Raw genomic sequence first — 24,841 nt, 5'->3', positions numbered from 1 at the left:
ACCGCCCAGATGCGAGAAAGTTATGACACCAGCCGTGTTAATTTGTGATGACTCAAATTTGGCCAGAAAACAGTTGGCCAGGATCTTACCACAGCAGTGGCAAGCTGCCATTCAATTTGCCGGCCATGGTGCAGATGCGCTTGCGACCTTAAAAAAGCAGCCTATTGATTGGTTATTCCTGGACCTGAATATGCCTGTTATGGATGGTTATCAGGTGTTAGCGGAATTACAGAAACTACAATTGCCGCTGCAAATTGTGGTGGTGTCAGGCGATATTCAACCCGAAGCGCACCAGCGGGTAATGGCAATGGGAGCCCGGGCTTTCCTGAAAAAACCAGTTGATCCGCAGCAACTTGCCGCTCTGTTACAAAGTGAAGTTGCGCCAGCCTCTGAGCGCAGTAAGGTGGTCACTCCTCCCTGGGCCTCTGATTTACAACAGTTAGATCCGCAATTACGCGATGTGTTTCAGGAGATTACCAACGTCGCGATGGGGCAGGCTGGTGATTTGCTGGCACGGCTGCTGCAGGTATTTGTCAAGCTGCCGATCCCGAATGTGAATTTAATTGAAGTTAGCGAGCTGACAATGGCGCTGGCTTCCATAGCACCGGATAGTCAAACCTCAGGCATTTGTCAGGGTTTTATTGGCAGTGGTATCGCCGGTGAAGCCTTATTGATCCTGACAGATTCCAGTTTTAGTGATATTGCCCGTTTATTAAATTATCAGGGCGAACTCACCACAGCGGTTGAACTGGAGCTGTTGATGGATATTGCCAATATCCTGATTGGTGCAGTGTTAAAAGGTATCGCCCAGCAGCTGGATATCAGCTTTAGTCAGGGCCACCCTGTGGTATTAGGGCAGCATGCGCCTGTCAGCGAATTAATTAAAGCTAACGCCAAACGCTGGCGCAAAACCCTGACGATTGAGCTGAGTTATGGTATCGAAGGCTTTGATATTCATTGTGATTTGCTATTGTTATTTACCGAAGACAGCCTGAAAACCTTCCGCTACAAGTTGGCTTTTTTATTGGATGATGCAGAATGACACAACAAGATTTTGGTGCCTCTGAGCTGCACTGGTTGATGGATATGCTGCAGACCGTCGATGTCGGGCTGGTTGTAGTCAATAATAACTATCAGATCCAGTTGTGGAATGGTTTTATGGAAAATCACAGCGGGCTGATGCCAAGGCAGGTGCGGGAGCGCAGCTTATTTGACTTGTTTCCGGAAATTGATGAAGAGTGGCTGCGGCGAAAATGCGATCCGGTTTTTTTGCTAAAAAACCGTGCCTTTACCATCTGGGAGCAGAAACCTTATATTTTCCGCTTTAAAAATTACCGCTCCATTACCGGCCATGCTGACTATATGTATCAGGATAGCACCATCTTTCCTTTGACCAATACCAGGGGCGAGGTTAGCCATCTGTGTTTTATTATTTATGATGTCACAGATGCCGCAGTCAGTAAGCTGGAGTTGCAATCAATGAATGGGCAGTTGCGTCAGCTATCGACCACCGATTACCTGACACAGATGCGCACTCGCGGTAACTGGGAAGAAAGCCTGAAGCAGGAATTTAACCGCTTACAACGCTATCCACAGCATAGCGGCACCCTGATCATGTGCGATATCGATCATTTTAAACGCATTAATGACAGCTATGGTCATGCTGCTGGCGATCTGGTGATCAAAAGTGTGGCAGAAGTGATCCGTAAGAGTTTGCGTAGCACAGACATCCCTGGCCGCTATGGTGGCGAAGAATTTGCCATTCTGTTACTGGATACCAGCGCCGATCAGGCGAACTATCTGGCGGAGCGGATCCGGCGTAAAATCGAACAATTGGAGCTGAATTATCAGGGCCAGTCTATCCGTTTAACCATGAGTTTTGGCCTGGCTGAGCGGCAGGTCGAGTTGCAGGACTACCTGCAATGGCTGGATGCCGCTGACAAAGCGCTCTATACCTCTAAGGCAGAGGGCCGTAATAAGGTCAGCCGTTATCAGGGTAATGTGTAAACGTCTTAAACTACTGCTGTGCCGGGCAACTGGCCAGCAGTTTACAGCTACCATCCTGTTGTAGTTGCTCCAGTTTCACGTCAAAGCCCCATAAGCGGTGTAAATGCCGCATCAACTGGTCGATAGCACCGCCCAATGGGATTTCGTTATGCGGGGTATAGCGCAGCGTTAAAGCCCGATCACTGCTGATATTCACTTGCTGCACCTGAATATTTGGCTCCAGCTGGCTCAGATTATATTGCGCCGACAGCATTTGCCGGATCTGTTGATAACCTTCGGCATTATGGATCGCACTGACTTCCAGGCTGCTGTCCTGGCTATCGTCAGTAATGGCAAACAGATGAAAATCCCGGATCACCTTAGGTGACAGATACTGGCTGATAAAGCTCTCATCTTTAAAGTTTTGCATTGCAAAATGCAGGCTTTCCAGCCAGTCGCTGCCGGCCAGTTGCGGAAACCATTCACGATCCTCCGCAGTGGGCTGTTCACAGATGCGCCGCAGATCGGTAAAGATGGCAAAACCCAGCGCATAGGGGTTAATGCCGGAATAGTATTTACTGTTGTAAGGCGGTTGCAATACTACGCTGGTGTGGCTGTGTAACACTTCCAGCATAAAGCGATCACTGACCCGGCCTTCATCATACAAATGCTGCAGCAAGGTATAGTGCCAAAACGTCGCCCAGCCCTCGTTCATTACCTGGGTTTGTTTTTGCGGGTAAAAGTATTGCGAGATCTTGCGTACGATACGCACCAGTTCACGCTGCCAGGGTTTTAACAGTGGTGCATTTTTCTCGATAAAGTACAGGATATTTTCCTGTGGTTCGGCTGGAAAACGCGCCTCGGCCGGATTGCTGTTGGCCTTTGCCGGTAGCGTGCGCCAGAGTTCATTGACCTGGGATTGCAAAAAGGCTTCCCGCTCCTGCTGCCGGCGCTGCTCTTCGGCCATTGAGATCTTCTGTGGTCTTTTGTAGCGATCCACACCATAGTTCATCAGCGCATGGCAGGAATCGAGAAAATCCTCCACCTCGCCAATACCATATTTTTCCTCACACTGGCTGACATAGTTTTTCGCAAATACCAGATAATCGATAATGGAGCTGGCATCGGTCCAGGTGCGGAATAAATAGTTGTTTTTGAAAAACGAATTATGACCATAACAGGCATGGGCCATCACCAGTGCCTGCATTGGCAAGGTGTTTTCTTCCATCAGATAGGCAATGCAGGGGTCGGAGTTAATAACGATTTCATAGGCCAGCCCCATATAGCCTCTTTTATACTGTTGCTCACTTTGGATAAATTTCTTACCAAAAGACCAGTGATGATAACCAATCGGCATGCCGATACTGGAATAGGCATCCAGCATCTGCTCGGCGCTGATCACCTCGATTTGATTGGGGTAAGTGTCCAGCTGATAATAGGCCGCGACCCGGGCGATCTCCTGCTGATACTGGGTTAACAGTTCGAAACTCCAGTCTGGCCCGTCTGGCAGACAAGGCCCTTTGCTTAAGGCGACACTACGCATTTTGCCTCCCTCGATCAGGCTGCCTGTTTCTTAAATAGCTCCCGGAATACCGGGTAGATATCGCTCACCTCACGGATATGCTGCAGCGCCAGCTTGGGCTGACTTGCCCGCAGGCGTTCATATTGCTCCCACAGCGACTGGTGCGCCCGCGGGGTAATTTCGATATAGGCATAATAACGTACCGCAGGCAGGATCTGTTTACTTAGCAGTTCGGCACAAAGCGGACTGTCTTCTGCCCAGTTATCGCCATCTGAAGCCTGGGCGGCATAGATATTCCACTCTTGCGGATTAAAGCGCTTGGCAATGATTTCCTGCATCAATTTTAAGGCCGAGGAAACAATGGTACCGCCGGTTTCCTGGGAGTAAAAAAACTCCTGCTCATCCACTTCCTTAGCTTGCGTATGGTGACGGATATAGACCACTTCGACATTTTTATAGCTGCGGCTTAAGAACAGATATAGCAGAATATAAAAGCGTTTGGCCATCTCTTTGGTGGCCTGATCCATTGAGCCAGAGACATCCATCAGGCAAAACATCACCGCCTTGCTGGTTGGCTCCGGTTTTTTCTGGTAGTTACGAAAGCGCAGGTCAAAGCTATCAATAAAGGGTACTGCCGCAAGTCGCTGTTTTAGTTCACTGATCCGCTCCAGTAGCGCGCGTCGTGCCAGTTCATCCGGCACCGCGGCCTGTTCCAGCTCGGCCAATTCAGCCTCGGCTTGCCTTAGCTGTTGCTTTTTATTGGCAGACATGGCGATGCGGCGCGCCAGCGAACCACGTAACGAGCGCACGATATCAATATTGGCCGGTACCCCCTCGGCCCGGTAACCAGCGCGGACCGTTTTATACTGTACCAGTTTATCCAGTTGATTATGTTTTAAATCCGGTAGCGCCAGATCTTCAAACAACAGATCCAGATATTCGTCCTTGGAAATGGCAAACACAAAGTCATCGCTACCTTCACCATCGGCGCTGGCATCACCTTTGCCACTGCCGCCTGCACCGCCTTGTGGTCTGGGAATGCGATCGCCGGGGCTAAACTGGTCGTTGCCCGGATGCACCCGTTGCTTTACGCCGCCCTGGCCCTGATGAAAAAACGGCTCAGTAATGTCGCGTGCCGGAATACTGATACTCTCGCCACTGCTCAGGTCAGTTACGCTGCGTTTACTGATGGCGTCCGATACGGCCTGTTTAATCTGCTGTTTATAGCGCCGGATAAAGCGCTGGCGATTTACCGCGCTTTTATTCTTACCATTTAAACGGCGATCGATAAAATGCGCCATACACCCTCCGGAGCTACTGTGATTTACGTACCCGTAAATACCATTCCGACAGTAGCCGGACCTGTTTACGGGTATAGCCTTTCTCCATCATCCGGTTAACAAAGTCGTCGTGTTTTTTCTGATCCTCGGTACTGGTTTTGGCATTAAAGGAAATGACAGGTAACAGTTCTTCGGTGCTGGAAAACATTTTTTTCTCAATCACCGTGCGTAGTTTTTCGTAACTGGTCCACAGCGGATTCTTACCATTGTTTTTGGCCTTGGCCCGCAGCACAAAATTGACTATTTCGTTGCGGAAATCTTTTGGATTACTGATGCCGGCTGGCTTTTCAATTTTCTCCAGCTCGGCATTCAGCGCCGCCCGATCAAACAGTTGACCGGTTTCCGGGTCCCGGTATTCCTGATCCTGGATCCAGAAATCGGCATAGATAACATAGCGATCAAAGATGTTTTGCCCATACTCCGAATAGGATTCCAGATAAGCGGTTTGAATTTCTTTACCAATAAATTCGACATATTTCGGGATCAGATAGCCTTTCAGGTGCTCCAGATAGCGTTCGGCGGTGTCTGCCGGAAATTGCTCCCGTTCAATTTGCTGTTCCAACACATAAAACAGGTGTACCGGGTTGGCGGCAACTTCGGTTGAGTCAAAATTAAAAACCCGTGACAGGATCTTAAAGGCGAAGCGGGTCGATAAACCGGTCATACCCTCATCGACACCGGCAAAATCGCGATACTCCTGATAGGACTTGGCTTTAGGATCGGTATCTTTCAAGCTTTCGCCGTCATACACCCGCATTTTGGAGTAGATACTGGAGTTTTCCGGCGTTTTCAGTCGGGATAATACCGCAAACTGCGCCAGCGAGCTCAGAGTGCCGGGGGCGCAAGGCGCCTGACTGAGCTCACTGTGCTCCAGCAGTTTCTGGTAAATTTTCATTTCTTCACTGGCGCGCAAACAATAAGGTACTTTGACAATATAAACCCGGTCCAGGAAGGCTTCGTTATTCTTATTGTTGCGGAAGGTTTGCCATTCGGACTCGTTACTGTGTGCCAGAATAATGCCATCAAACGGCAGGGCCGCCAGCCCTTCGGTGCCATTGTAGTTACCTTCCTGGGTCGCGGTCAGCAGTGGATGCAGCACCTTAATTGGCGCTTTGAACATCTCCACAAATTCCATCAGGCCCTGATTGGCACGGCAAAGCGCACCGGAATAGCTGTAGGCATCGGGATCGTTTTGGGCAAAGTGCTCCAGCTTACGGATATCGACCTTACCGACCAGGGCGGCAATATCCTGATTGTTTTCATCTCCCGGTTCAGTTTTGGCGATGGCGAGTTGATCCAGAATAGAGGGATTGCGTTTCACCACCCGGAATTGACTGATATCGCCATTGAACTCATGCAATCTTTTACTGGCCCAGGGTGACATAATGGCTCGCAGATAGCGTTTGGGGATGCCATATTCCTGCTCCAGCAGGGCGCCATCCTCCGCTGCATCGAACAGACACAGCGGGTGGTCCTGTACCGGCGAGCCCTTCAGGTAATAAATCGGGACTTGCTGCATCAGGGCCTTTAGCTTTTCGGCCAGCGAGGATTTACCGCCACCCACAGGCCCCAGTAAATAGAGGATTTGTTTGCGCTCTTCCAGCCCTTGCGCCGCATGCTTGAGATAGGAAACGATTTGTTCGATGGCCTCTTCCATACCGTAAAATTCATGGAAGGCGGGGTAGCGGGCGATCAGACGGTTTGAAAACAGGCGGCTGAGCTTAGAGTCCTGCGAAGTATCAATCAGCTCGGGTTCGCCAATCGCCTGCAGCAGACGTTCAGCGGCACTGCTGTAGCAGCTTTTGTCTTTTTTACACAGCTGCAGAAACTCCTGCAGGCTCATTTCCTCTTCTTTGGTGGTTTCGTACCTGGTTCTGAAATGCTCAAAGATCCCCATAAATACCTCCAGCCCATCGTCCGGCATGACAACTTTTACGCTAGTTGGGCAGCCGTATTAGTTACCCGTATTGGCAGCTAACGCCCAAACTACTCACTTTAAGGGTAGACACTAAAGCGCTGTTTTGCCCAATGTTTCAGTAAAAAATCGTTACTGGGTAATGGTACGCTTTGTCTCGATAAAGGGTTCAGTTGCTTTTTTGAGCTAAAGTGTTGGTAAAAGGTTCAGCCCGAACGGGGCAGGAGCGCAGATAAAAAAATACCCGGCAGTGGCCGGGTATCAGAGGCAGGAATTGCAGCGTTACTTAGCGAAGTTCGCTGCAGCAAATTCCCAGTTCGCCAGGGCCCAGAATGCATCCAGGTAAGTTGGGCGGGCATTGCGGTAGTCGATGTAGTAAGCGTGTTCCCACAGGTCAACTGTGATAATTGGCGTTACTGCAGCGTCCTGAATTGGTGTGCCGGCGTTGCTGGTATTGACAATATCCAGGCTGCCATCAGCCTTTTTCACTAACCAGGTCCAGCTGGAACCGAAGTTATTGACCGCTTTGTCATTAAAGGCAGCTTTAAAGGCATCGAAAGAGCCCCACTTAGCGTTGATGGCATCGGCCAGGGCGCCAGTTGGTTGTCCGCCACCATTTGGTGATAAGCAGTGCCAATAGAACGTATGGTTCCACACCTGAGCTGCGTTGTTAAATACGCCACCTTCGCTGTTACGGATAATTTCTTCTAATGACTGGCTGGCAAAAGGCGTGCCTTCAATCAGACCATTCAGCTTAACGACGTAGGTGTTGTGGTGCTTACCGTGGTGATATTCCAGGGTTTCAGCAGAAATATGCGGCACTAAAGCATCTTTTGCGTATGGTAAGGCGGGTAATTCAAAGGCCATTGTAGCTCTCCGTTCGTTGTTTAAAGTGTCTGCATGGCGTAGACTACAAAACCTGACTAAAATACTCAAGTTTTATACCTGCCGGCCTGCGTTTGCCTGCAATCATTATAGCCGCAGGCGCTGTTGTTGGTTCAGACAATATTGGGCACTTTCTGCAAATCTCAAGTGCGGGCGAGGGGCAGAAGGAGTAAAATAGGCCAACTTTCATCTTAATCCGAGAGGTAGTAATGGAAACGTTAGACAAAATCAAACAACAAATCGCCGACAACCCGATCCTGTTGTATATGAAGGGTTCGCCAAAATTCCCCAGTTGTGGCTTTTCGGCTCAGGCGTCACAAGCGCTGATTGCCTGTGGTGAGCAGTTTGCCTTTGTCGACATTCTGCAGCATCCGGATATCCGGGCCGAGCTGCCAAAATACGCCAATTGGCCGACTTTCCCGCAGCTGTGGGTAGAAGGCGAGCTGATTGGTGGTTGTGATATCGTGCTGGAAATGTTTCAGCGCGGTGAGTTACAACCGCTGATCAAAGCCACGGCTGAAAAGTTTAAAACCGAACAGCCAGCGGCGGAATAAACCTTCAGTAAGACACGGCAGATCCTTTATGCCGTGTCTTCAGTCTCTTCGTCCTGTTCCTCATCGGCCGGTAGCGCATTGCTTAGTGGCCAGCCTCCCAGTTGCTGCCATTTATTCACGATGTAACAGAACAGCTCCGCGGTACGCTCGGTGTCATACAGAGCGCTATGGGCTTCTTTGGCATTAAAGGCAATTCCCGCCTGTTGGCAGGCTTTGGCCAGGACCGTTTGCCCCAGCGCCAGCGCCGCCAGGCTGGTGGTATCAAACGAAACAAAAGCATGAAACGGCGAGCGTTTATAATTTAAGCGGCTGATGGCGGCATTAAAAAAGCCTTGGTCAAAAGCCGAATTATGCGCCACCAGGACAGAGCGCTGACAGCCGGCGTCTTTTTGCGCTTTGCGCACGGCCTTACAAATTTCAGTAATGGCTTCACGCTCAGGCACGGCACCGCGCAGCGGGTTAAAGGGATCGATGCCGTTAAATGCCAGTGAGCTGGCGTCCAGATTGGCGCCGGCAAAAGGGTCAACATGAAAATGCAGGGTTTTGCCGGGCTTTAACTGGCCCTCGGCGTCCATTTCCAGCAGATTTACCGCAATTTCGAGCAAGGCATCGGTTTTTGGATTAAAGCCTGCCGTTTCGACGTCGATAACAACAGGGTAGTAGCCGCGAAAACGCCGGGCTAACAGGGAAGCGCTTTTAGTTGCGCCTGAAGTCGTAGCCTTTGTCGCAGCAGAAGGTGTTGAGGTCATAGAGTCACCGTAGCAGTCAGAGGCCGGCATTATGCCAAAAAAAATGCGACAGGTCTTGTTTTGGGCATAATGCTTGCTATGGTCGTTAGGACGCTGGAGTTTTTTTGCAAACAATGGGGCAGTACATGCGGGCGATAACGCTAATCTTTAGTATCAGTGCAGTTTTGACGGCAGGCCAGCTGGCAGCAATTCCCAGCCAGTGGCGTCAATATTCTGCCACTATTGAGCAATCGCGTTGGCAACTAAGTAGTAATACGCCTCTGCAATGCCAGTTGGAGCATGAGATCCCGAATTTTGGTAAGGCGGTGTTTCGCAGTGCTGCCGGTAAAAGTCTGAATATGGACTTTGAATTACAAATGCTGCGCCGGCCTGATAGTTATGGCTTAGCGGAGGTACTGTCAGTACCCCCGCAGTGGCGTGCCGGCGAAAAAACCAAAACCCTGGCCAGTATGCGACTGTTAAAGCAGTTTAATGGTGATTTACCGAAGAAAACCGCCTGGACCTTGCTGACCGAACTGGAGCAGGGTTTTAGTCCGACCTTTTATTATAGTGATTGGTACAGCCCCTATGATAAGGTGGTGGCGGCTCTGAATCCGGTGCAATTTCCAACTCAGTATCAGGCCTTTAGCCACTGTATCGCCGGTTTGTTACCCTATAACTTTGAAGATATTGCGTTTACGGTATTAAGTTATGAGAGCGGTGGTGATCAACTAACCCGAGAATCACGTCGTCGTTTAAGCCAGATCGCGGAGTATCTGAAGTACGATCAGGAAATTGAGTCGATTGATCTGCAGGGCTATACCGACAGCTTTGGCGGACGTTGGATGAACGAGCAGTTATCGGTACAGCGGGCGCAGAAAATTAAAGATTTCTTAGTTGCTGCCGGCGTCGCGCCAGAAAAAGTGCAGATTGAAGGCTTTGGTGAGCGTCGTCATGCCGCGCCGAACGACAGTGCTCTGGGGCGGGCAGTTAACCGCCGTTTAGTATTGCAAATGGCAAAGCCCTAAGGCGTGTTAACCTTGACAACAATATTAAGCTGCAAGCGTCAATAAGCCCTGATGCAGGCTTCGACCTTGCCGTCTGTTTAACGTCGCTCCACCATCAAGGATACATCGCGCCAGCCATTGCGCTCGGCGATAATCACCCGGATTTGCTCACCGTTACGCGGAAAATTTAGCTGTAGCTGACCCGCCACGACTTTTTGCTGGCTTGGTTGCCCGAGATGTTGCAGGTAAAAGCTGAGTAATTCTTGCTGACTGGCGCGGCTGTAAAAGTGCAGCACGGCCGGCAGCTTTTGTTCCAGTCTCAGCTGTTCACGGGCATCCGCTGGTAGTGGGATACGCTGAAACTCAGCTGCCTGCGTCATTCCGATATTGAGCAGGCTGCTTGCCAATACCAGCACGGCTAAACCTAACTTACGACCAGACATAGCAATTCCTTGATTAGTTTCCTGTAATAAAAACTCTAGCAAATAATTGGGGTTAAGTCGCCGCTTTTTTATTAAAGCGTGCCGGGCTCAGTAAGTTCGCTGTGCTCTGGCTAAGTGGCCGCGGTTCACCACTGATTACAGCGGCTAAGTACTCAGCCAATAACGGTGCAAATAACAAGCCGCGGGCACCCAGACCGACATTTAGCCAAAGTGGTGCCGGCGCGGCATTGTTGTGGTAGCGACCACAGAGTGGCAGATGATCCGGTACTGTCGCCCGAAAAGCGGCTTTCGCCGAGTTAACCATTAAACGCTGACTCCAGTCAGGTGCCTGTAACTGTTGCCGCAGCTCGGCAATATTTTGGGTATCGTCTGTATCCATTAACTGTGCCGTATCTGCTGTCCGGTCAAAGGTGGCGCCAATACAGTGCAGTCCTTGCCAGGCAGGCGTCAGATAACCTTTATGACAAATTACAGTGCGCAATGGCGCCAGATCCGGCGCTTCGACATGGCTAACCTGACCGCGTACCCGATTTACCGGCAGAGCGGCAAAGGGGGCTAAGCGGGTTAGATCGGCACCGTTAGCGACCAGCAGCTGTTGTGCGGTGAGTGTCGTTGTCGCGGTATGCAGTCGCCAGCCATCTGCATGGGCACTTAACTGTTCTACGCGGCAATTAAACTGGCTGCTAAAGCCCGGCTGGGTGCTAAGGTAGCGCCACAATGCGTGGCAAAAGGCTTGCGGTGCCAGCCAACCGGCCAGCGGCAAAAAGATGCCGCCCTGCTGCAAACTCACACCAGCGAGCTCAGTGGCAGCTGCCGCATCGACAAACTGTAGTAACTCAGCTGGCCAGACCGCAGCCTCTGCCATTTTTTGTTGCCGCTCAGCCAGTTGCTCTGTGCTGGCCAGATGCAGCACACCACAGTAATCCAGCGGAAAGTCTAAGCCCAGTTGCTGACAGTGCTGATAAAACTGCCGCGCTTGCCAAAAGGCCTGACAGTGAAATAACCCTTGTGGCGTTAGCTTAACTGGCAGATTTGGATAAAGCGCACCCTGGCGATTATGTGAAGCACCCTGAGCAACTTCGGCATCGGCGCAGAGTAGCGTTACAGCAATACCCCGACGCAGCAGGGCGCAGGCGGTGGTTAAGGCTGCCAGACCACCACCGATAATGGTGACAGGAGCACTAACAGGATCGCTGTGCTGCCTGTCGGGGGATAACGACTCAGCCGGCTGTGGATGCCAGGCAATCAGCATTTCGCGCTTTTTACCAAAGCCTTTTACCTTGGCAAGCTGAAAGCCCGCTGCGCTTAGGCCGCGTTTTACCACGCCGGCACAGGTAAAGGTGGCAAGGCGGGTGCCGGGATAACTTAAGCGAAATAGCTGCTGAAATAATCCCGGCTGCCACATATCAGGGTTTTTCGCTGGCGCAAAACCATCAAGAAAGATCGCATCGACCCGATTCTGCTCCGGAACTGTGGGTAAGAGCGCATTAACATCACCCAGCCACAGATCCAGCATCACCTGGCCCCCATCCAGCAATAATCGCTGACAGCCCGCGGTGGCCGGCGGATAGGCGGCCAATAGCTGTTGGCAAAGTGGGGCTAACTCCGTATGCACACTCAGTGCCTGCGTCAGATCGGCGCGGCTTAACGGGTATTTTTCAAAGCTACTAAAATATAGCCGCTGACAGCGGGCATCCGGATACTGCCGACGATATTCCCGAAAGCGTTGCCAGCAAAGTAAGAAATTGGCACCGGTACCAAAGCCGGTTTCCAACACATGAAACCAGGGGCGAGGGTGGGTGTACCAGCGTTCTGGTAAACCGTTTTGCTGCAAAAACACGTAGTCAGTTTCAGCCAGACCGCCGTCATTGGAAAAATAGATGTCATCAAAATCGGTAGCAATAGGTGTACCCTGAGCATTAAAGTGGATCCGGGCGTGCGATAGGACAGACATAACAAACCTTTGGCAAAATTTCATCTTGTAGTTTACCGCAGCCTGAAGCAAAATTGAAAACAGAGTACAGCTGTGCGCTGAAAGCAGACCAGTTTCGCGGCGAAAGTCCGTAGAATTGCGGTATTAATTCTGCGGCCTGACTGGGCGGCAGCATGACAAAGATAATTTTTAACATTGAGCACCTGTAACGACAGGCATGGGGAGTTAGCATGAAAAGAGCCGTGATCACCGGTTTAGGCATTGTATCTAGTATCGGTAATAATCAGGCTGAGGTATTGGCCTCGTTAAAAGCGGGTAAGTCCGGTATTAGCCGTGCCGAGGAATTCGCAGAGCTGGGTTTAAGATCTCAGGTATGGGGCAATATTAAACTTGACCCCAGCGAACTGATTGATCGTAAAGCGATGCGCTTTATGGGCGATGCTGCTGCCTATGCTTATCTGGCGATGCAGGAAGCGATGCAGGATGCCGGTTTAAGCGATGAGCAGATTTCGCATCCGCGCGTTGGCTTGGTGGTTGGCTCGGGCGGCGCTTCGTCCAAAACTCAGGTTGAAGCGGCAGATATTCTGCGTGAAAAAGGCGTAAAACGGGTCGGCCCCTATGCCGTGCCGAAAACCATGTCCAGCACCTGCTCGGCCTGTCTGGCTACGCCATTTAAAATTAAAGGCGTCAACTATTCCATCAGTTCAGCCTGTGCCACCAGCGCACACTGTATCGGTCATGCGATGGAGCTGATCCAACTGGGCAAACAGGATATCGTGTTTGCCGGTGGTGGTGAAGAAGTGCACTGGACGCTGGCGATGGAGTTTGATGCGATGGGCGCCTTATCCAGCCGTTACAACGACACCCCTGAGCTGGCCTCGCGTACCTATGATGCCAATCGTGATGGCTTTGTGATCAGTGGCGGTGGCGGTATCGTCGTGGTCGAAGAGTTAGAGCATGCGCTGGCGCGTGGTGCGACCATCTATGCTGAAATTGTCGGTTATGGCGCGACGTCAGATGGTTATGACATGGTGGCACCAAGCGGCGAAGGCGCTGTACGTTGTATGCAAATGGCGATGCAAGGCGTGGACGCACCTATTGATTATCTGAATACCCATGGCACCAGTACGCCGGTGGGTGATGTCAAGGAGCTGGGCGCGATCCAGGAAGTCTTTGCCGGTAAAACGCCGGCCATCAGTGCGACTAAGGCAATGACCGGTCATGCGCTGGGTGCGGCCGGTGTGCATGAAGCCATTTACTCGCTGCTGATGCTAAAGCATAACTTTATTGCGCCGTCGATCAATATCGGTGAGCTGGATGAAGCGGCTAAAGGTCTGGATATCGTGACCCAAACCCGCGATGCGGTATTAAATACCGTAATGTCAAACAGCTTTGGCTTTGGTGGCACCAATGCCACCCTGGTTATGCAACGTTACAAAGGGTAATGCAGCGCTACAAAGCGTAATGCCACGCTACAACGGCTAACTGCAGCTGTTATAACTTAAGGCGCTGACATCAGCGCCTTTTTTCTTGCTCAAGTTCAGTTCTTGCGACACGACTTTTCTTGCTAGAATGCACGCATCCGAACAACGGGGCCGATAATGAAAATTTACGCTGATGAAAATATGCCGCTGGTGCGCGAGTTTTTCGCCGACCTTGGCGAGGTAACGACCTTTGATGGCCGTAACGCACAGGCTGAGGCATTACGCGAGGCCGATATCCTGCTGGTGCGTTCGGTGACGCCAGTCAATGCCAGTTTGCTGTCACAGAATAACCGCTTACGTTTTGTCGGCACGGCCACTATCGGTACTGAACATGTTGATACTGACTATTTAGCCTGCCGGCAGATTAGCTTTAGTTCGGCGCCCGGCTGCAATGCCCAGTCGGTGCTGGAATATGTGCTGAGCAGTTTATGGTTTTTGGCTGAGCGTTATCAGTGGTCATTGCAGCATAAAGTGCTGGGTATTGTCGGGGTCGGTAGCATCGGCCAGCGTTTAGCAACCGCGGCAAAGGCGCTGGGGATCCCGCTGCTGCTCTGCGATCCGGTGCGAGCTGAGCGCGAAGCGGATTTTCCACATACCGATTTTGCGACCTTGTGTCAGCAGGCCGATATCATTAGTTTTCATACCCCGCTTGAAAAAAACGGGCCTTATCCCAGCTACCATTTATTGGATGCCGAACACCTGGCGCTGTTAAAGCCCGACTGTGCCCTTATCAACGCCTCGCGTGGCGCCGTGATCGATAATCAGGCGCTGCTAACGGCGCAACAACAGCAGCGTCGGCCGCTGGTGCTGGATGTTTGGGAACAGGAGCCGGATATCTTGTTACCGCTGCTGCCTTATTGCGATCTGGCTACAGCTCATATTGCCGGCCATAGTGTCGAAGGCAAGGCGCGAGGTACTGAAATGCTGTATCGGCGTTGCTGTGAACTGCTGCAACAGCAGCCCCGGGTGAGTCTGGCCGCGCTCTTACCGGTACCAGCAATGGAAAAACTACAACTTTCCGCTAATTTTGGGCTTCCAGATGTCCAAAATCTCGCCAGGATGTTATATGATGTGCGGCGGGATGATGCCTTGTTCCGGTATCATATAACAGGTAACGGGTTTGACTGGCTCAGAAAGTCTTATCCTGCGAGGCGCGAGTACAGTGCGCTACAACTGAGTGGCCCGGCCTTACCGGTCTGGCTAGACTCCTTAGGCTTTAGTCGTCAGTAATAAGAGGATGCACCGCATGGCGTCGCAATATAATGTCGCAGTTTTGGGCGCGACCGGTCTGGTCGGCCAACATTTAATCGAAATTCTGGAGCAGCGTGATTTTCCGGTTGCGCAACTGTTCCCGCTGGCCAGCAGCCGCTCGGCCGGTGGTACTGTGACCTTTAAGGGTAAAAAGCTGACAGTGCTGGATGCTGAAACCTTTGACTGGAGCCAGGCACAGATTGGTTTATTCTCGGCCGGTGGCAGTGTCTCGGCGATTTATGCCCCTAAAGCCGCGGAAGCTGGCTGTGTGGTGATTGATAACACCTCGCATTTTCGTTACGAGGCGGATATTCCATTAGTGGTGCCGGAAGTTAACCCAGAGGCCATTGCCGATTACCGTAACCGTAATATTATTGCCAACCCCAACTGTTCAACGATTCAGATGTTGGTGGCGTTAAAGCCAATTCATGATGCCGTTGGTATCAGTCGGGTCAATGTGGCGACTTATCAGTCGGTCAGTGGTGCCGGACAATCGGCAGTAGAAGCCCTGGCCAGCGAAACTGCACAGCTGATGAACGGCCGGCCACTGGATGAGAAGGGACAGTTTGCCCGGCAAATCGCTTTTAACGTGATTCCGCAGATTGATGTGTTTCTGGAAAATGGTTACACCAAAGAAGAAATGAAAATGCACTGGGAAACCCAGAAAATTCTGGGCGACAGCAGCATCGCCGTTAATGCCACTGCAGTGCGGGTACCGGTATTCTATGGTCACGCCGAAGCGGTGCATATCGAAACGCGGATGCCGATTTCGCCAGAGCAGGTAAAAGCTCTGCTGGCCAATGCGCCGGGTGTGGTATTACTGGAAAATAATGCCGACTTCCCAACCCAGGTTTGCAGTGCTACCGGCAAGGATGAGGTCTTTGTTGGCCGCATCCGTCAGGATTTATCACATGAAAATGGTATAAATATGTGGGTTGTGGCCGATAACATTCGTAAAGGCGCTGCGACTAACAGTATTCAGATCGCAGAAGTGCTGATCCGCGATTATCTCTGAGTCGCGTTTCACTGTAACAGGCCGCTTTTGCGGCCTGTTTTTGTTTTGGCGGTGATAACGGCAACGGTGCTTGATAACAGAGGCTCGCCTCTGGTCAGTTTCGTGCATCTGCATTATAGTTGTCGGGCTGACTTTGAGAATGATGGAACGCTGTTTGCATAACTCTGAAATAAAGTTTGGCTTAATGACGTGAGTCTGGTTGCTCGGCTAAGGAAAACTGATGCCCGTTCGTATTTTATTAGTATTGTTGCTTGTCAATTTTTCGACGTTTGCGTTCTCGCAAAGTACGCCAACGCAGATCCGTGGCCCGAAAAGCAGCGATAATGCCTTTATCCAGCAACAGTTTGGCCCGCTAACGGCCAGCGATACCCTATGGCGGATTGCCGAGCAGGTTAAGCCCAACGACAGTGTGACCACCTATCAGGTGATGTACGCGCTTTTTCTGAAAAACCCTGGTGCCTTTAATGACGCTAACTTTAATCATTTACGGCCGGGCGCGATCTTAATCCTGCCAGATTTGCGGGAAATTCGCAGTGTCGATGCCGAGCAAGCCAGACGTAAAGCCGAACTGGATGATCAGGCTTGGGCGGAGCGTACCCGCCGTGAAGCAGAGGCCAGAGCCCGGGCGCGCGAGCAAGCCGCTAAACCTAATCAGGTGCAACAACAAGCACTGACCGAATTAAATGCGCTAAAAGATAACTATCAAAGCTCAATGCTATTGATTGAAGGCATTGCCCGCGAAAACGAACAATTACGCAGTTCTCTGGGGCGGGTGCAGCAAGAGTTAGAGGGGTTAAAAGCGCAGTTAGCGGAAGATAGCCTGTTACAGCAGCAACTGAACCAGTTACTGGAGCAACAGCAGGCAATACTGGCTGAACAGGAAGCCCGTCGTCTGGCAGAGCTGGCAGCAGCACAGGCGCAGCAACAGGCAGCCAGTGCTTCCTGGCTGAATAACCCGCTGATTTGGGCTTTGGCGGCCTCTTTCCCGGCAATTCTGGCATTAGTCGGTTTGTTGTTCTGGTTTAAACGTCGTAGTCAGAAGACCGAAGAAGTGATCAGTGCTGCGACGAAAGAGCCGGTTGCGCCAGCCGGTTATCAATCACCGGTACCGCCACTGGATAGCAGTCAGGACTTTGACGATAGTCTCTTTACACTAGACGATAGTTTACTGGACGACGCCTTTGAGCCTACCCCGGTAGCAAAAGCCAGCACCAGTGCCGCCGTAGAGGATGGACTGAGTGATTTTAGCGACGATATCTTGCTGGACGATTTGGATGTCGATGTGTTATCGACAGATGTCTTAGATGTGCCGCAGGACGATCAATTAGATTTTTCACTGGACGATGTCTCCGATGCCGAAGTCACGCCAAGCAGTGATGATTTAACTTTACCGGAGAGCGCAGATTTTAATTTTGATGCCAACAATATCTTATCTGATACTGACCTGGCCTCGCTGTTAGCGGCCGAGGACGAACCAGAAGCAGAGGAAATCATCGAGTTTGCCGAACCGGAAGCGGCGGCCGCACCGGAACTTACCCCGGCTCAGGTGGAGCGAGAGCAAACTGAGTTCACTGATCAGGATGATATTGATAATTTGCTTGAGGAAATTGAGCTGGACTGGCCACAAGATCCCGATACGCAAGCAGCAGAGCTTGCCGTTGTCGCAGAACCGGAGATCACGCCAGACGAGTTTGATGCCGGGCTGGAAGAAGACAGTCTGCAGCAAGCTGACCTCCTAGCGTCGGAGAGTATTGAGGAAATTGCCGGTGCTGAGCCCCGCTTTGATAGCTCAGAGTTAGAAGCCTTTGCCGAGCAACTCGCCGCCGAAGGTGCACAACAGGACACGACAAGTCTGGATGAGTTGTTAACCGAAGACGAAGAGCGGTTGCAGAGCGAGCTGGACGATATACTGATTCAGGCTGCAGAGCAAACTGCCATTGCCGGGCAGCATAGTGCATCAGATGAGGAAGATCACAGCACCGAGTTGTCAGACGCCGCTATCTTAGATGAGGAATGGCTGGCGGAACAGGAAGCAGAGCAAGAATTACCGCTCGTCACAACCAGCGAAGCAGAAGCCGATTTACTGGATACCATGGCTGCGCCGGAGATCGAGTCTGACGCTGAAGAGGTGCCAAGCGTTGATTTGACTGAAGCCGAAGATTTGTCGGTACAACAACCTTCAGAAGCGATGCTGGCCGTTGAGAATCCCAGCGCGGTACTGGATACCTATCCGGAACTGGATTTGTCTGATTTTGATCCGGAAGATGAGCAACAGCTTGCTTTGTTATCGCAGCAGTTGGAAAATCTGACGACGGATCCGGACGCTGAGCAGCTTGATACAGCGGTAAATGAGCTAACACCAGAAGAGCTGAATCTGACCGATTTGGAAGATAGTCAGTTTGAGCAATTATTGGATGAACTGGAGCACATAACGCCGCCAGCGGCTGAGCAGGATGAGCCTGAAGCGCAACCTGACTTAGGTAGCGCTGAGACGGAACAGCAGCAGACTGAGGTTACGCCCTCATCCGATGAGGTCTTGTCTGATACCGATTTTGTTGAAATTGATAATTTATTATCGGCGCTGGAACAACCTGATAACGACGAAAGCCGTTTTGAACAGCTGAATGTGGATGTTGGCTTGGATGAATTTGCCGATATTATCGGTGAACATACCAAGATGGATGTTGATCAGGAAGATAATGGCTTCGCCGCCAAGTTAGATTTGGTACGGGCTTATATCGAGATGGATGAACCTGAAAGTGCAACCCTGCTGATTGATGAAATCCTGACCTCAGTGGCACCTGAACATGTTAAGGACGAAGCACGTCAGCTGCGGCCAGAGTAGGTAACTGACGCTCGCTGGGTTATACTAGCCCCGAAATTTAGTAGGGGCCAAGATGCGGATAGCCTTAGGAATCGAATATGACGGCAGCAGCTTTTATGGCTGGCAACGTCAGCGCGAAGTTAATAGCGTGCAGCAGGAACTGGAAACAGCACTGGCCAAAGTGGCCAATCAGCCAGTAGAACTCTTTTGTGCCGGCAGAACCGATGCGGGTGTGCATGCCACCGGTCAGGTAGTGCACTTTGATACCGACGCAGTGCGGGATGAAAATGCCTGGGTCATGGGCACCAATGCCCAGCTGCCGGATCAAATTGCCGTGCGTTGGGCCAAGGTTGTACCGGACGATTTCCACGCCCGCTTCAGCGCGACAGCGCGCCGTTACCGTTACGTAATTTACAATCATAAACATCGTCCGGCTATTCTGCGCGCCGGGCTAAGTCATTATCATCAGCAGCTGGATATTGCACTGATGCAACAAGCAGCGCCGGCCTTGTTGGGGGAGCAGGATTTCAGTGCTTTCCGTGCCATCCAGTGCCAATCAAAAACGCCGTTTCGCAATGTGCATCATCTGCGCATTGAACGCTTTGGTGACTATATTGTCCTTGATATCAAGGCCAATGCCTTTTTACATCATATGGTGCGTAATATTACCGGTAGCTTATTAGAAATCGGCATGCGGCGGCAGCCACCTGCGTGGCTGGCGCAACTGCTGGCCAGCCGGGATCGTACCCAGGCGGCAGCAACGGCGAAAGCAGGGGGCTTGTATCTGGTGGAGGTCGATTATCCCGCGCACTATGCGATACCGCAGGTTGAGCTGGGGCCGTTATTTTTGCCACCGACCTGAACGCAGGGTAGCGTCGCGCACTACTAAGACCAGTTTTCTGTATTCTGCCCTGCTTGATTTGTGTTTTAATAGCCGCATTTTCGCCATTTCGATGGTTTTAGCGTATTTTTTGCCCGCTTCCGCCGGCAATTACCAAATTAGGAAAAGGTTATGAGTTGGTTAGAAAAGATTCTGCCCAGAACGTCATCGTCAGATCGCCGTAATATTCCGGAAGGGGTGTGGACCAAGTGCACGTCTTGCGATGCGGTACTGTATAAAGCCGATCTGGATCGTAATCTTGGGGTTTGCCCAAAGTGCGATCATCATATGCGGATCTCTGCCCGCAGCCGTTTACAGCATTTTTTTGACACGCACTCAACTACCGAGCTGGCAGCTGAGTTAGAGCCGCAAGACTTATTAAAGTTTAAAGACAGTAAGAAGTATAAAGATCGGATCGTCGCTGCCCAAAAAGAAACCAATGAAAAAGATGCGATGGTAGTGATGCACGGTACTCTGCATGGTATGCCAGTGGTAGCGGCGTCTTTTGAATTTGAATTTATGGGCGGTTCGATGGCTTCTGTCGTCGGTGCTAAGTTTGTCGCAGGCGTTGAATATGCGCTGAAACATAAAATCCCCTTTGTCTGCTTTTCTGCCAGTGGTGGTGCCCGGATGCAGGAGGCCTTGTTCTCATTGATGCAAATGGCGAAAACCAGTGCTGCGCTGGCCCGGATGAGTGAGCAGGGGCTGCCTTATATTTCGGTATTAACTGACCCTACCATGGGTGGCGTTTCGGCCAGTCTGGCGATGCTGGGTGATATCAATATCGGTGAGCCCAAGGCACTGATTGGCTTCGCCGGTCCGCGCGTGATAGAACAAACCGTACGCGAGAAACTACCGGAAGGTTTCCAGCGCAGCGAATTCCTGTTGGAGCACGGCGCTATTGATATGATCGTTGACCGGCGGAAAATGCGCGATACAATTGCCCGACTTTTAGCGAAGTTTATGCAGTTACCTGCTCCGCAGTCGGAGTAATGCATTCCGGAGAGTTATGTCTGTCCAGCCGTTGACCAGCCAATCGTGCCATACCCTGGCCGATTGGCTTTGTTATATTGAACAAAGCCATCCTATTGATAAAATTGAACTGGGTCTGCAGCGGGTAACCGAAGTTGCCAGCCGCGGTAACTTAGCTGCTTTGCCTGGCAAGGTTATCCTGATTGCCGGCACCAACGGCAAAGGCACCACAGCGCGCACCCTGGAGCAATTGCTGCTGGCACAGGGCTATCGGGTAGGCGTATACAGCTCACCGCATTTACTGCGCTTCAATGAGCGTTTGCGGATCGATGGCCAGGATGTGGCAGATGATGCCTGGCTGAGTGCTTTTCAGCAGGTCGAAAGCTTACGCCAGGAGATTCCGCTAACTTACTTTGAATTTACCACCCTGGTAGCCTTTGCCATTCTGCGTGCGGCGCAGCCGGATTTTTGTTTGATTGAAGTCGGCTTAGGCGGCCGCCTGGATGCCACCAATATTGTGGCGCCCGATATCAGTGTTATTACCACCATCGACTTGGATCATCAGGCATTTCTGGGGCCGGATCGGGAAAGTATCGGGCGTGAAAAGGCCGGAGTCTTCCGCGCTGATAAAGTCGCTGTTTGCGGCGACCTGCAGCTACCGCAAAGTGTCAGTGCCGTTGCACTGCAGACGCAGGCTAAGTTGCTGCTGATCAACCGCGATTATTATTATCAACAGCAGGCCGATAACTGGAGCTGGCAGGGACAGCAGCAGCGCAGCGGTTTACCGATACCGGCGGTGCCACTGCAAAATGTCGCTACGGCGCTGACAGTATTGGAGCAACTGGGCGTATTACCTGAGTCAGCACTATTGGCAAAGGCGTTACCCGGGCTTAGCCTGCCCGGACGTATGCAGTGGCTGCAACAGCAACCGGCAATTCTGCTTGATGTGGCGCATAATCCGCAGTCGGTGGCTTATTTGGCGAGCCAACTCCAACAACTGCGCCAACGCTATCCGCGGCTGATTGGCCTGGTGGGTATGCTGAAAGATAAGGATTTGCCCCAGGCACTACTGCCCTTGACGACCTGTATCGATGAGTGGCATCTTGTCAGCCTGCCCGGTAATCGGGGAGCCAGTAGTGAGCAACTGGCAGCGGCGCTAAATACGGTATTACCGACCGTACAGGCAACGCAACATCAGGATGTGGCCCAGGCCTTTACCCAGCTTCGTGATGCCATGGCCGCGACGGATTTGCTGGTTGTTTTTGGATCTTTTGTTACTGTTGCCGGCGTATTGGCGCTGTCGCGGGAGGAAGAATGAGTGCAAAATTTAAACATCGCTTGCTCGGTACCAGTATTTTACTGATGCTGGCGATTATATTTTTGCCGGACTTGCTGGACGGTCAAAAGCAGGTGGTGAAGGACGATTTCCAGGTCATTCCGGAGCGCCCGGAGTTTGCAGGCGTGCAGCAGGTTGCACCCTTTGATGACAGTGCCTTGACGCAAGCGCAAGTCGTCTCCGAGCAACAGCCAGAGCAGGGTGAGGTGCCGCTGGACGAACAAACGGCCAGTCGGCCAGAGTTGCCATCACAGCAATTTGCGACTGTGACTGTTGATGCGGCAGGGCAAGCGCAAACCCAGACTGCAACAACTCCGGCACCTACTACGGTAAGTCAGCCGGCGGCGGCTAACCCGCCATCAGCTACTACGCCAGCACTGAATCAGGCTGCCTGGGTTGTCAGAGTGGGCAGTTTTAGTAACCGTCAAAATGCCAATGCTCTGGTGACCAAGTTGCGCCAGGAAGGTTTTACCACCTTTACCCGCGACATTACCAATGCTAGTGGCCAGCAGTTAACCAGTGTCTTCGTTGGCCCGGAAATTCGCCGTGAAAAGCTGGAGCAGGGATTACCTAAGCTACGCCAGCTTACCGGCGTAGAGCGGTTGGTGATTAGCAATTACCAGCCAGCGGAAAATAATTAGCTATTGCACGGCGCAATTTGGTAGAATGCGCGCCGTCAATAAGCATCCTTTGGTAGCAAATGAGTTGGATTGATTTCACCATTCTGGCGATCATTGCCTTATCCGCCGTGATAAGTCTGGTCCGGGGCTTCGTAAAAGAGGCTATCTCGTTGACCGTCTGGATCGCCGCTTTCTTTATTGCCAGCTCTTACTATCCGCATCTTGCCAGCTTTTTCACTAACCTTACCGACGACACCATCAGAAACGCTGTAGCGATCGCCATTTTGTTTATCAGCGCACTGATTGTTGGTGCTTTAATTAACTATCTGATTAGCAAGCTGGTGCAATCGACGGGACTGTCTGGCACCGATCGGCTGCTCGGGCTGATTTTCGGTGCGCTGCGTGGCGTGTTAGTCGTCAGTGCGCTATTGTTTTTCGCTGATGCCTTTACCCCGGCTGCCAGCAGTGACTGGTGGCGACAATCGGTATTGATCCCCGAATTTGGTTTTATCATTGAATGGTTTTTCGAGTATTTGCAAAGCCATTCCAGTTTTATGCAAAAGCCCTAGCCGGCGAGGAAATTTCAATGTGTGGTATTGTTGGTATCGTAGGTAAGTATCCGGTCAATCAGGCCTTATATGATGGTCTGACAGTGTTACAGCACCGTGGGCAGGATGCGGCCGGTATTGTTACGGTGGATAATAATACCTTGCGCTTACGCAAGGCGAATGGCCTGGTTAAAGATGTTTTTGAAACCCGCCATATGCAGCGCCTGGCCGGTAAAATTGGTATTGGTCATGTTCGCTATCCTACCGCGGGCTCTTCCAGCACGGCGGAAGCACAGCCATTTTACGTCAATAGCCCTTTTGGTATCGCTCTGGCGCACAATGGTAACCTGACCAATGCGCATGAACTGAAAGACGAGATCTTCCGGCTGGCGCGCCGCCATGTAAATACCACCTCTGACTCCGAGGTATTATTGAATGTGCTGGCGCATGAACTGGCAGTGCAAAGTAGTATGCAGCTGGAGCCAGAGCAAATTTTTAAAGCCATTGCCAATGTGCACCGTAAGGTACGCGGTGGCTATGCAGCAGTCGCCCTGGTGATCGGTCATGGCCTTATTGCCTTCCGCGACCCGAACGGCATCCGACCACTGGTAATGGGTAAGCGGGAAACACCAGCTGGCACTGAATATATGGTGGCATCAGAGAGTGTGGCGCTGGATGCGGATGGCTTCTCCGTGTTGCGTGATATTTCGCCGGGTGAAGCGGTGTATATTACCGAGCAGGGCGAGCTGCACAGCCAGCAATGTTCAGAAAACCCAAGCTATACCCCCTGTATCTTTGAATATGTGTATTTCGCGCGGCCAGACTCGACGATGGATAATATCTCGGTGTATGCCTCCCGCGTGGCGATGGGGAAATATCTGGGCGAGAAAATTAAACGCGAGTGGTCGCATCTGGATATCGATGTGGTGATCCCTATCCCTGAAACCAGTAATGACGCAGCGCTGGAAATTGCCAGTGTCCTCGGTTTACCGTATCGCCAGGGCTTTGTGAAAAATCGCTATATCGGCCGTACCTTTATTATGCCAGGACAAACGCAGCGCAAGAAATCGGTAAAGCGCAAGCTGAATGCGATCTGGCAGGAGTTTAAAGGTAAGAATGTATTATTGGTTGACGATTCGATTGTCCGCGGTACTACCTCTGGCCAGATTATCGAAATGGCGCGGGAAGCCGGTGCCAAAAAAGTATACTTTGCCTCTGCCGCGCCGGAAATTCGTTTTCCGAACGTCTATGGTATTGATATGCCATCGGCTAATGAGTTGATTGCGCATGGCCATGACGTCGAAAGCATCTGTCAGATCATCGGTGCCGATGGCCTGATTTTCCAATCACTGCCGGATCTGATCGCCGCAGTACGTAGCGAAAATCCGGATATCAAACGTTTTGAAACCTCAGTGTTTGATGGCCATTACGTCACCAACGATATCGACCAGGATTATCTGAACCGGCTGGACCAGATGCGTAGTGACGATGCTAAAGTGGCTTCAGTTATGTCAATGGCCTCACATCTGGAAACCTATAACGAGGGTTGAGTCCGGCGCTAAGCAAACAAAAACGGCTGCCACTGGCAGCCGTTTTTT

The 24,841-nt window shown here is 51.4% G+C and carries 22 protein-coding genes; 14 read left to right on the top strand and 8 right to left on the bottom strand.

The features are described from left to right. Positions 1-22 precede the first annotated feature (22 nt). Both H1D31_RS12260 and H1D31_RS12255 read left to right on the top strand, forming a co-directional pair. Positions 23-1,042, top strand: a complete 1,020-nt coding sequence (locus H1D31_RS12260; protein WP_261259161.1) for a response regulator — start codon at positions 23-25, stop codon at positions 1,040-1,042. After that, entirely contained in the window at positions 1,039-2,007 is a 969-nt protein-coding gene (locus tag H1D31_RS12255) for a diguanylate cyclase (protein WP_261259160.1), read from the top strand. The genes H1D31_RS12260 and H1D31_RS12255 overlap by 4 nt, the downstream gene beginning before the upstream one ends. A 10-nt stretch (positions 2,008-2,017) precedes the next feature. On the opposite strand, the gene H1D31_RS12250 is transcribed toward H1D31_RS12255, so the two are convergent. From H1D31_RS12250 to H1D31_RS12235, 4 genes are all read right to left on the bottom strand, one after another. After that, complete coding sequence (locus H1D31_RS12250) at positions 2,018-3,529, bottom strand: SpoVR family protein (protein ID WP_261259159.1); 1,512 nt, start codon at positions 3,527-3,529, stop codon at positions 2,018-2,020. Between the two features lie 14 nt (positions 3,530-3,543). Then, on the bottom strand, positions 3,544-4,809 hold the full coding sequence (locus H1D31_RS12245; RefSeq protein WP_261259158.1) for a YeaH/YhbH family protein: 1,266 nt from the start codon (positions 4,807-4,809) through the stop codon (positions 3,544-3,546). Between the two features lie 13 nt (positions 4,810-4,822). After that, positions 4,823-6,745, bottom strand: coding sequence for a PrkA family serine protein kinase (locus tag H1D31_RS12240; protein WP_008951430.1), 1,923 nt, complete (start codon positions 6,743-6,745; stop codon positions 4,823-4,825). A 300-nt stretch (positions 6,746-7,045) separates the two neighbouring features. Next, positions 7,046-7,630, bottom strand: coding sequence for a Fe-Mn family superoxide dismutase (locus H1D31_RS12235; RefSeq protein WP_008607450.1), 585 nt, complete (start codon positions 7,628-7,630; stop codon positions 7,046-7,048). 227 nt (positions 7,631-7,857) lie between these two features. Between H1D31_RS12235 and H1D31_RS12230 the strand changes: the two genes are divergently transcribed. Beyond that, positions 7,858-8,202 carry a Grx4 family monothiol glutaredoxin gene (locus H1D31_RS12230; RefSeq protein WP_008607452.1) on the top strand — a complete coding sequence of 115 codons (345 nt, stop codon included), beginning with the start codon at positions 7,858-7,860 and terminating at the stop codon, positions 8,200-8,202. Between the two features lie 26 nt (positions 8,203-8,228). On the opposite strand, the gene rnt is transcribed toward H1D31_RS12230, so the two are convergent. After that, positions 8,229-8,951, bottom strand: coding sequence for a ribonuclease T (gene rnt, locus H1D31_RS12225; RefSeq protein WP_261259156.1), 723 nt, complete (start codon positions 8,949-8,951; stop codon positions 8,229-8,231). A 125-nt stretch (positions 8,952-9,076) separates the two neighbouring features. On the opposite strand from rnt, the gene H1D31_RS12220 reads away from it, so the two are divergent. Further along, entirely contained in the window at positions 9,077-9,958 is an 882-nt protein-coding gene (locus tag H1D31_RS12220; RefSeq protein WP_261259155.1) for a flagellar protein MotY, read from the top strand. 77 nt (positions 9,959-10,035) lie between these two features. Here the strand turns inward: H1D31_RS12220 and H1D31_RS12215 are convergent, their stop codons facing one another. Genes H1D31_RS12215 through H1D31_RS12205 form a run of 3 tightly spaced genes read right to left on the bottom strand, consistent with a single transcriptional unit; the run spans position 10,036 to position 12,509 of the window. Further along, the gene (locus H1D31_RS12215) at positions 10,036-10,380 is read right to left on the bottom strand and encodes a hypothetical protein (RefSeq protein WP_008607455.1); all 345 of its coding nucleotides are present in this window, start codon (positions 10,378-10,380) and stop codon (positions 10,036-10,038) included. Between the two features lie 52 nt (positions 10,381-10,432). Next, positions 10,433-12,334: a bifunctional tRNA (5-methylaminomethyl-2-thiouridine)(34)-methyltransferase MnmD/FAD-dependent 5-carboxymethylaminomethyl-2-thiouridine(34) oxidoreductase MnmC gene (gene mnmC, locus H1D31_RS12210; protein ID WP_261259154.1), complete on the bottom strand. Its 1,902-nt coding sequence runs from the start codon at positions 12,332-12,334 to the stop codon at positions 10,433-10,435. Beyond that, on the bottom strand, positions 12,300-12,509 hold the full coding sequence (locus tag H1D31_RS12205) for a hypothetical protein (protein WP_261259153.1): 210 nt from the start codon (positions 12,507-12,509) through the stop codon (positions 12,300-12,302). Before H1D31_RS12205 ends, mnmC begins: the two co-directional genes overlap by 35 nt. 34 nt (positions 12,510-12,543) lie before the next feature. On the opposite strand from H1D31_RS12205, the gene fabB reads away from it, so the two are divergent. The 10 genes from fabB (at position 12,544) to purF (ending at position 24,793) form a co-directional block, all read left to right on the top strand. Beyond that, entirely contained in the window at positions 12,544-13,758 is a 1,215-nt protein-coding gene (fabB, locus tag H1D31_RS12200) for a beta-ketoacyl-ACP synthase I (protein ID WP_008607458.1), read from the top strand. Positions 13,759-13,914: 156 nt separating this feature from the next. Next, a complete protein-coding gene (locus H1D31_RS12195) occupies positions 13,915-15,027 on the top strand; it encodes a 4-phosphoerythronate dehydrogenase (protein ID WP_261259152.1) in 1,113 nt (370 codons plus the stop codon). A 16-nt stretch (positions 15,028-15,043) separates the two neighbouring features. Then, on the top strand, positions 15,044-16,063 hold the full coding sequence (locus H1D31_RS12190) for an aspartate-semialdehyde dehydrogenase (protein ID WP_261259151.1): 1,020 nt from the start codon (positions 15,044-15,046) through the stop codon (positions 16,061-16,063). A gap of 220 nt (positions 16,064-16,283) precedes the next feature. Beyond that, positions 16,284-18,908, top strand: coding sequence for a FimV/HubP family polar landmark protein (locus H1D31_RS12185; protein ID WP_261259150.1), 2,625 nt, complete (start codon positions 16,284-16,286; stop codon positions 18,906-18,908). Between the two features lie 52 nt (positions 18,909-18,960). Beyond that, a complete protein-coding gene (gene truA, locus H1D31_RS12180; protein ID WP_261259149.1) occupies positions 18,961-19,749 on the top strand; it encodes a tRNA pseudouridine(38-40) synthase TruA in 789 nt (262 codons plus the stop codon). A 150-nt stretch (positions 19,750-19,899) separates the two neighbouring features. Continuing rightward, a complete protein-coding gene (gene accD / locus H1D31_RS12175; protein WP_008607463.1) occupies positions 19,900-20,760 on the top strand; it encodes an acetyl-CoA carboxylase, carboxyltransferase subunit beta in 861 nt (286 codons plus the stop codon). 16 nt (positions 20,761-20,776) lie between these two features. Continuing rightward, a complete protein-coding gene (gene folC, locus H1D31_RS12170; RefSeq protein ID WP_065955168.1) occupies positions 20,777-22,057 on the top strand; it encodes a bifunctional tetrahydrofolate synthase/dihydrofolate synthase in 1,281 nt (426 codons plus the stop codon). After that, positions 22,054-22,716: an SPOR domain-containing protein gene (locus tag H1D31_RS12165; protein ID WP_065955167.1), complete on the top strand. Its 663-nt coding sequence runs from the start codon at positions 22,054-22,056 to the stop codon at positions 22,714-22,716. Before folC ends, H1D31_RS12165 begins: the two co-directional genes overlap by 4 nt. 59 nt (positions 22,717-22,775) lie before the next feature. Further along, positions 22,776-23,264 (top strand): CvpA family protein, encoded by a 489-nt coding sequence (locus tag H1D31_RS12160; RefSeq protein ID WP_065955166.1) that lies wholly within the window; start codon positions 22,776-22,778, stop codon positions 23,262-23,264. Positions 23,265-23,281: 17 nt separating this feature from the next. Then, positions 23,282-24,793 (top strand): amidophosphoribosyltransferase, encoded by a 1,512-nt coding sequence (gene purF / locus H1D31_RS12155; protein WP_065955165.1) that lies wholly within the window; start codon positions 23,282-23,284, stop codon positions 24,791-24,793. Positions 24,794-24,841: the final 48 nt, after the last annotated feature.

Source organism: Alishewanella sp. BS5-314 (assembly GCF_025377695.1).
Classification (GTDB): domain Bacteria; phylum Pseudomonadota; class Gammaproteobacteria; order Enterobacterales; family Alteromonadaceae; genus Alishewanella; species Alishewanella aestuarii.
This window is presented reverse-complemented; position numbering and strand designations above follow the sequence as displayed.

Coding starts and splice junctions, on each gene's coding strand:
- H1D31_RS12260 (WP_261259161.1), top strand. CDS start 23: ATGACACCAGCCGTGTTAATTTGTGATGACTCAAATTTGGCCAGAAAA.
- H1D31_RS12255 (WP_261259160.1), top strand. CDS start 1,039: ATGACACAACAAGATTTTGGTGCCTCTGAGCTGCACTGGTTGATGGAT.
- H1D31_RS12250 (WP_261259159.1), bottom strand. CDS start 3,529: ATGCGTAGTGTCGCCTTAAGCAAAGGGCCTTGTCTGCCAGACGGGCCA.
- H1D31_RS12245 (WP_261259158.1), bottom strand. CDS start 4,809: ATGGCGCATTTTATCGATCGCCGTTTAAATGGTAAGAATAAAAGCGCG.
- H1D31_RS12240 (WP_008951430.1), bottom strand. CDS start 6,745: ATGGGGATCTTTGAGCATTTCAGAACCAGGTACGAAACCACCAAAGAA.
- H1D31_RS12235 (WP_008607450.1), bottom strand. CDS start 7,630: ATGGCCTTTGAATTACCCGCCTTACCATACGCAAAAGATGCTTTAGTG.
- H1D31_RS12230 (WP_008607452.1), top strand. CDS start 7,858: ATGGAAACGTTAGACAAAATCAAACAACAAATCGCCGACAACCCGATC.
- rnt (WP_261259156.1), bottom strand. CDS start 8,951: ATGACCTCAACACCTTCTGCTGCGACAAAGGCTACGACTTCAGGCGCA.
- H1D31_RS12220 (WP_261259155.1), top strand. CDS start 9,077: ATGCGGGCGATAACGCTAATCTTTAGTATCAGTGCAGTTTTGACGGCA.
- H1D31_RS12215 (WP_008607455.1), bottom strand. CDS start 10,380: ATGTCTGGTCGTAAGTTAGGTTTAGCCGTGCTGGTATTGGCAAGCAGC.
- mnmC (WP_261259154.1), bottom strand. CDS start 12,334: ATGTCTGTCCTATCGCACGCCCGGATCCACTTTAATGCTCAGGGTACA.
- H1D31_RS12205 (WP_261259153.1), bottom strand. CDS start 12,509: ATGTTAAAAATTATCTTTGTCATGCTGCCGCCCAGTCAGGCCGCAGAA.
- fabB (WP_008607458.1), top strand. CDS start 12,544: ATGAAAAGAGCCGTGATCACCGGTTTAGGCATTGTATCTAGTATCGGT.
- H1D31_RS12195 (WP_261259152.1), top strand. CDS start 13,915: ATGAAAATTTACGCTGATGAAAATATGCCGCTGGTGCGCGAGTTTTTC.
- H1D31_RS12190 (WP_261259151.1), top strand. CDS start 15,044: ATGGCGTCGCAATATAATGTCGCAGTTTTGGGCGCGACCGGTCTGGTC.
- H1D31_RS12185 (WP_261259150.1), top strand. CDS start 16,284: ATGCCCGTTCGTATTTTATTAGTATTGTTGCTTGTCAATTTTTCGACG.
- truA (WP_261259149.1), top strand. CDS start 18,961: ATGCGGATAGCCTTAGGAATCGAATATGACGGCAGCAGCTTTTATGGC.
- accD (WP_008607463.1), top strand. CDS start 19,900: ATGAGTTGGTTAGAAAAGATTCTGCCCAGAACGTCATCGTCAGATCGC.
- folC (WP_065955168.1), top strand. CDS start 20,777: ATGTCTGTCCAGCCGTTGACCAGCCAATCGTGCCATACCCTGGCCGAT.
- H1D31_RS12165 (WP_065955167.1), top strand. CDS start 22,054: ATGAGTGCAAAATTTAAACATCGCTTGCTCGGTACCAGTATTTTACTG.
- H1D31_RS12160 (WP_065955166.1), top strand. CDS start 22,776: ATGAGTTGGATTGATTTCACCATTCTGGCGATCATTGCCTTATCCGCC.
- purF (WP_065955165.1), top strand. CDS start 23,282: ATGTGTGGTATTGTTGGTATCGTAGGTAAGTATCCGGTCAATCAGGCC.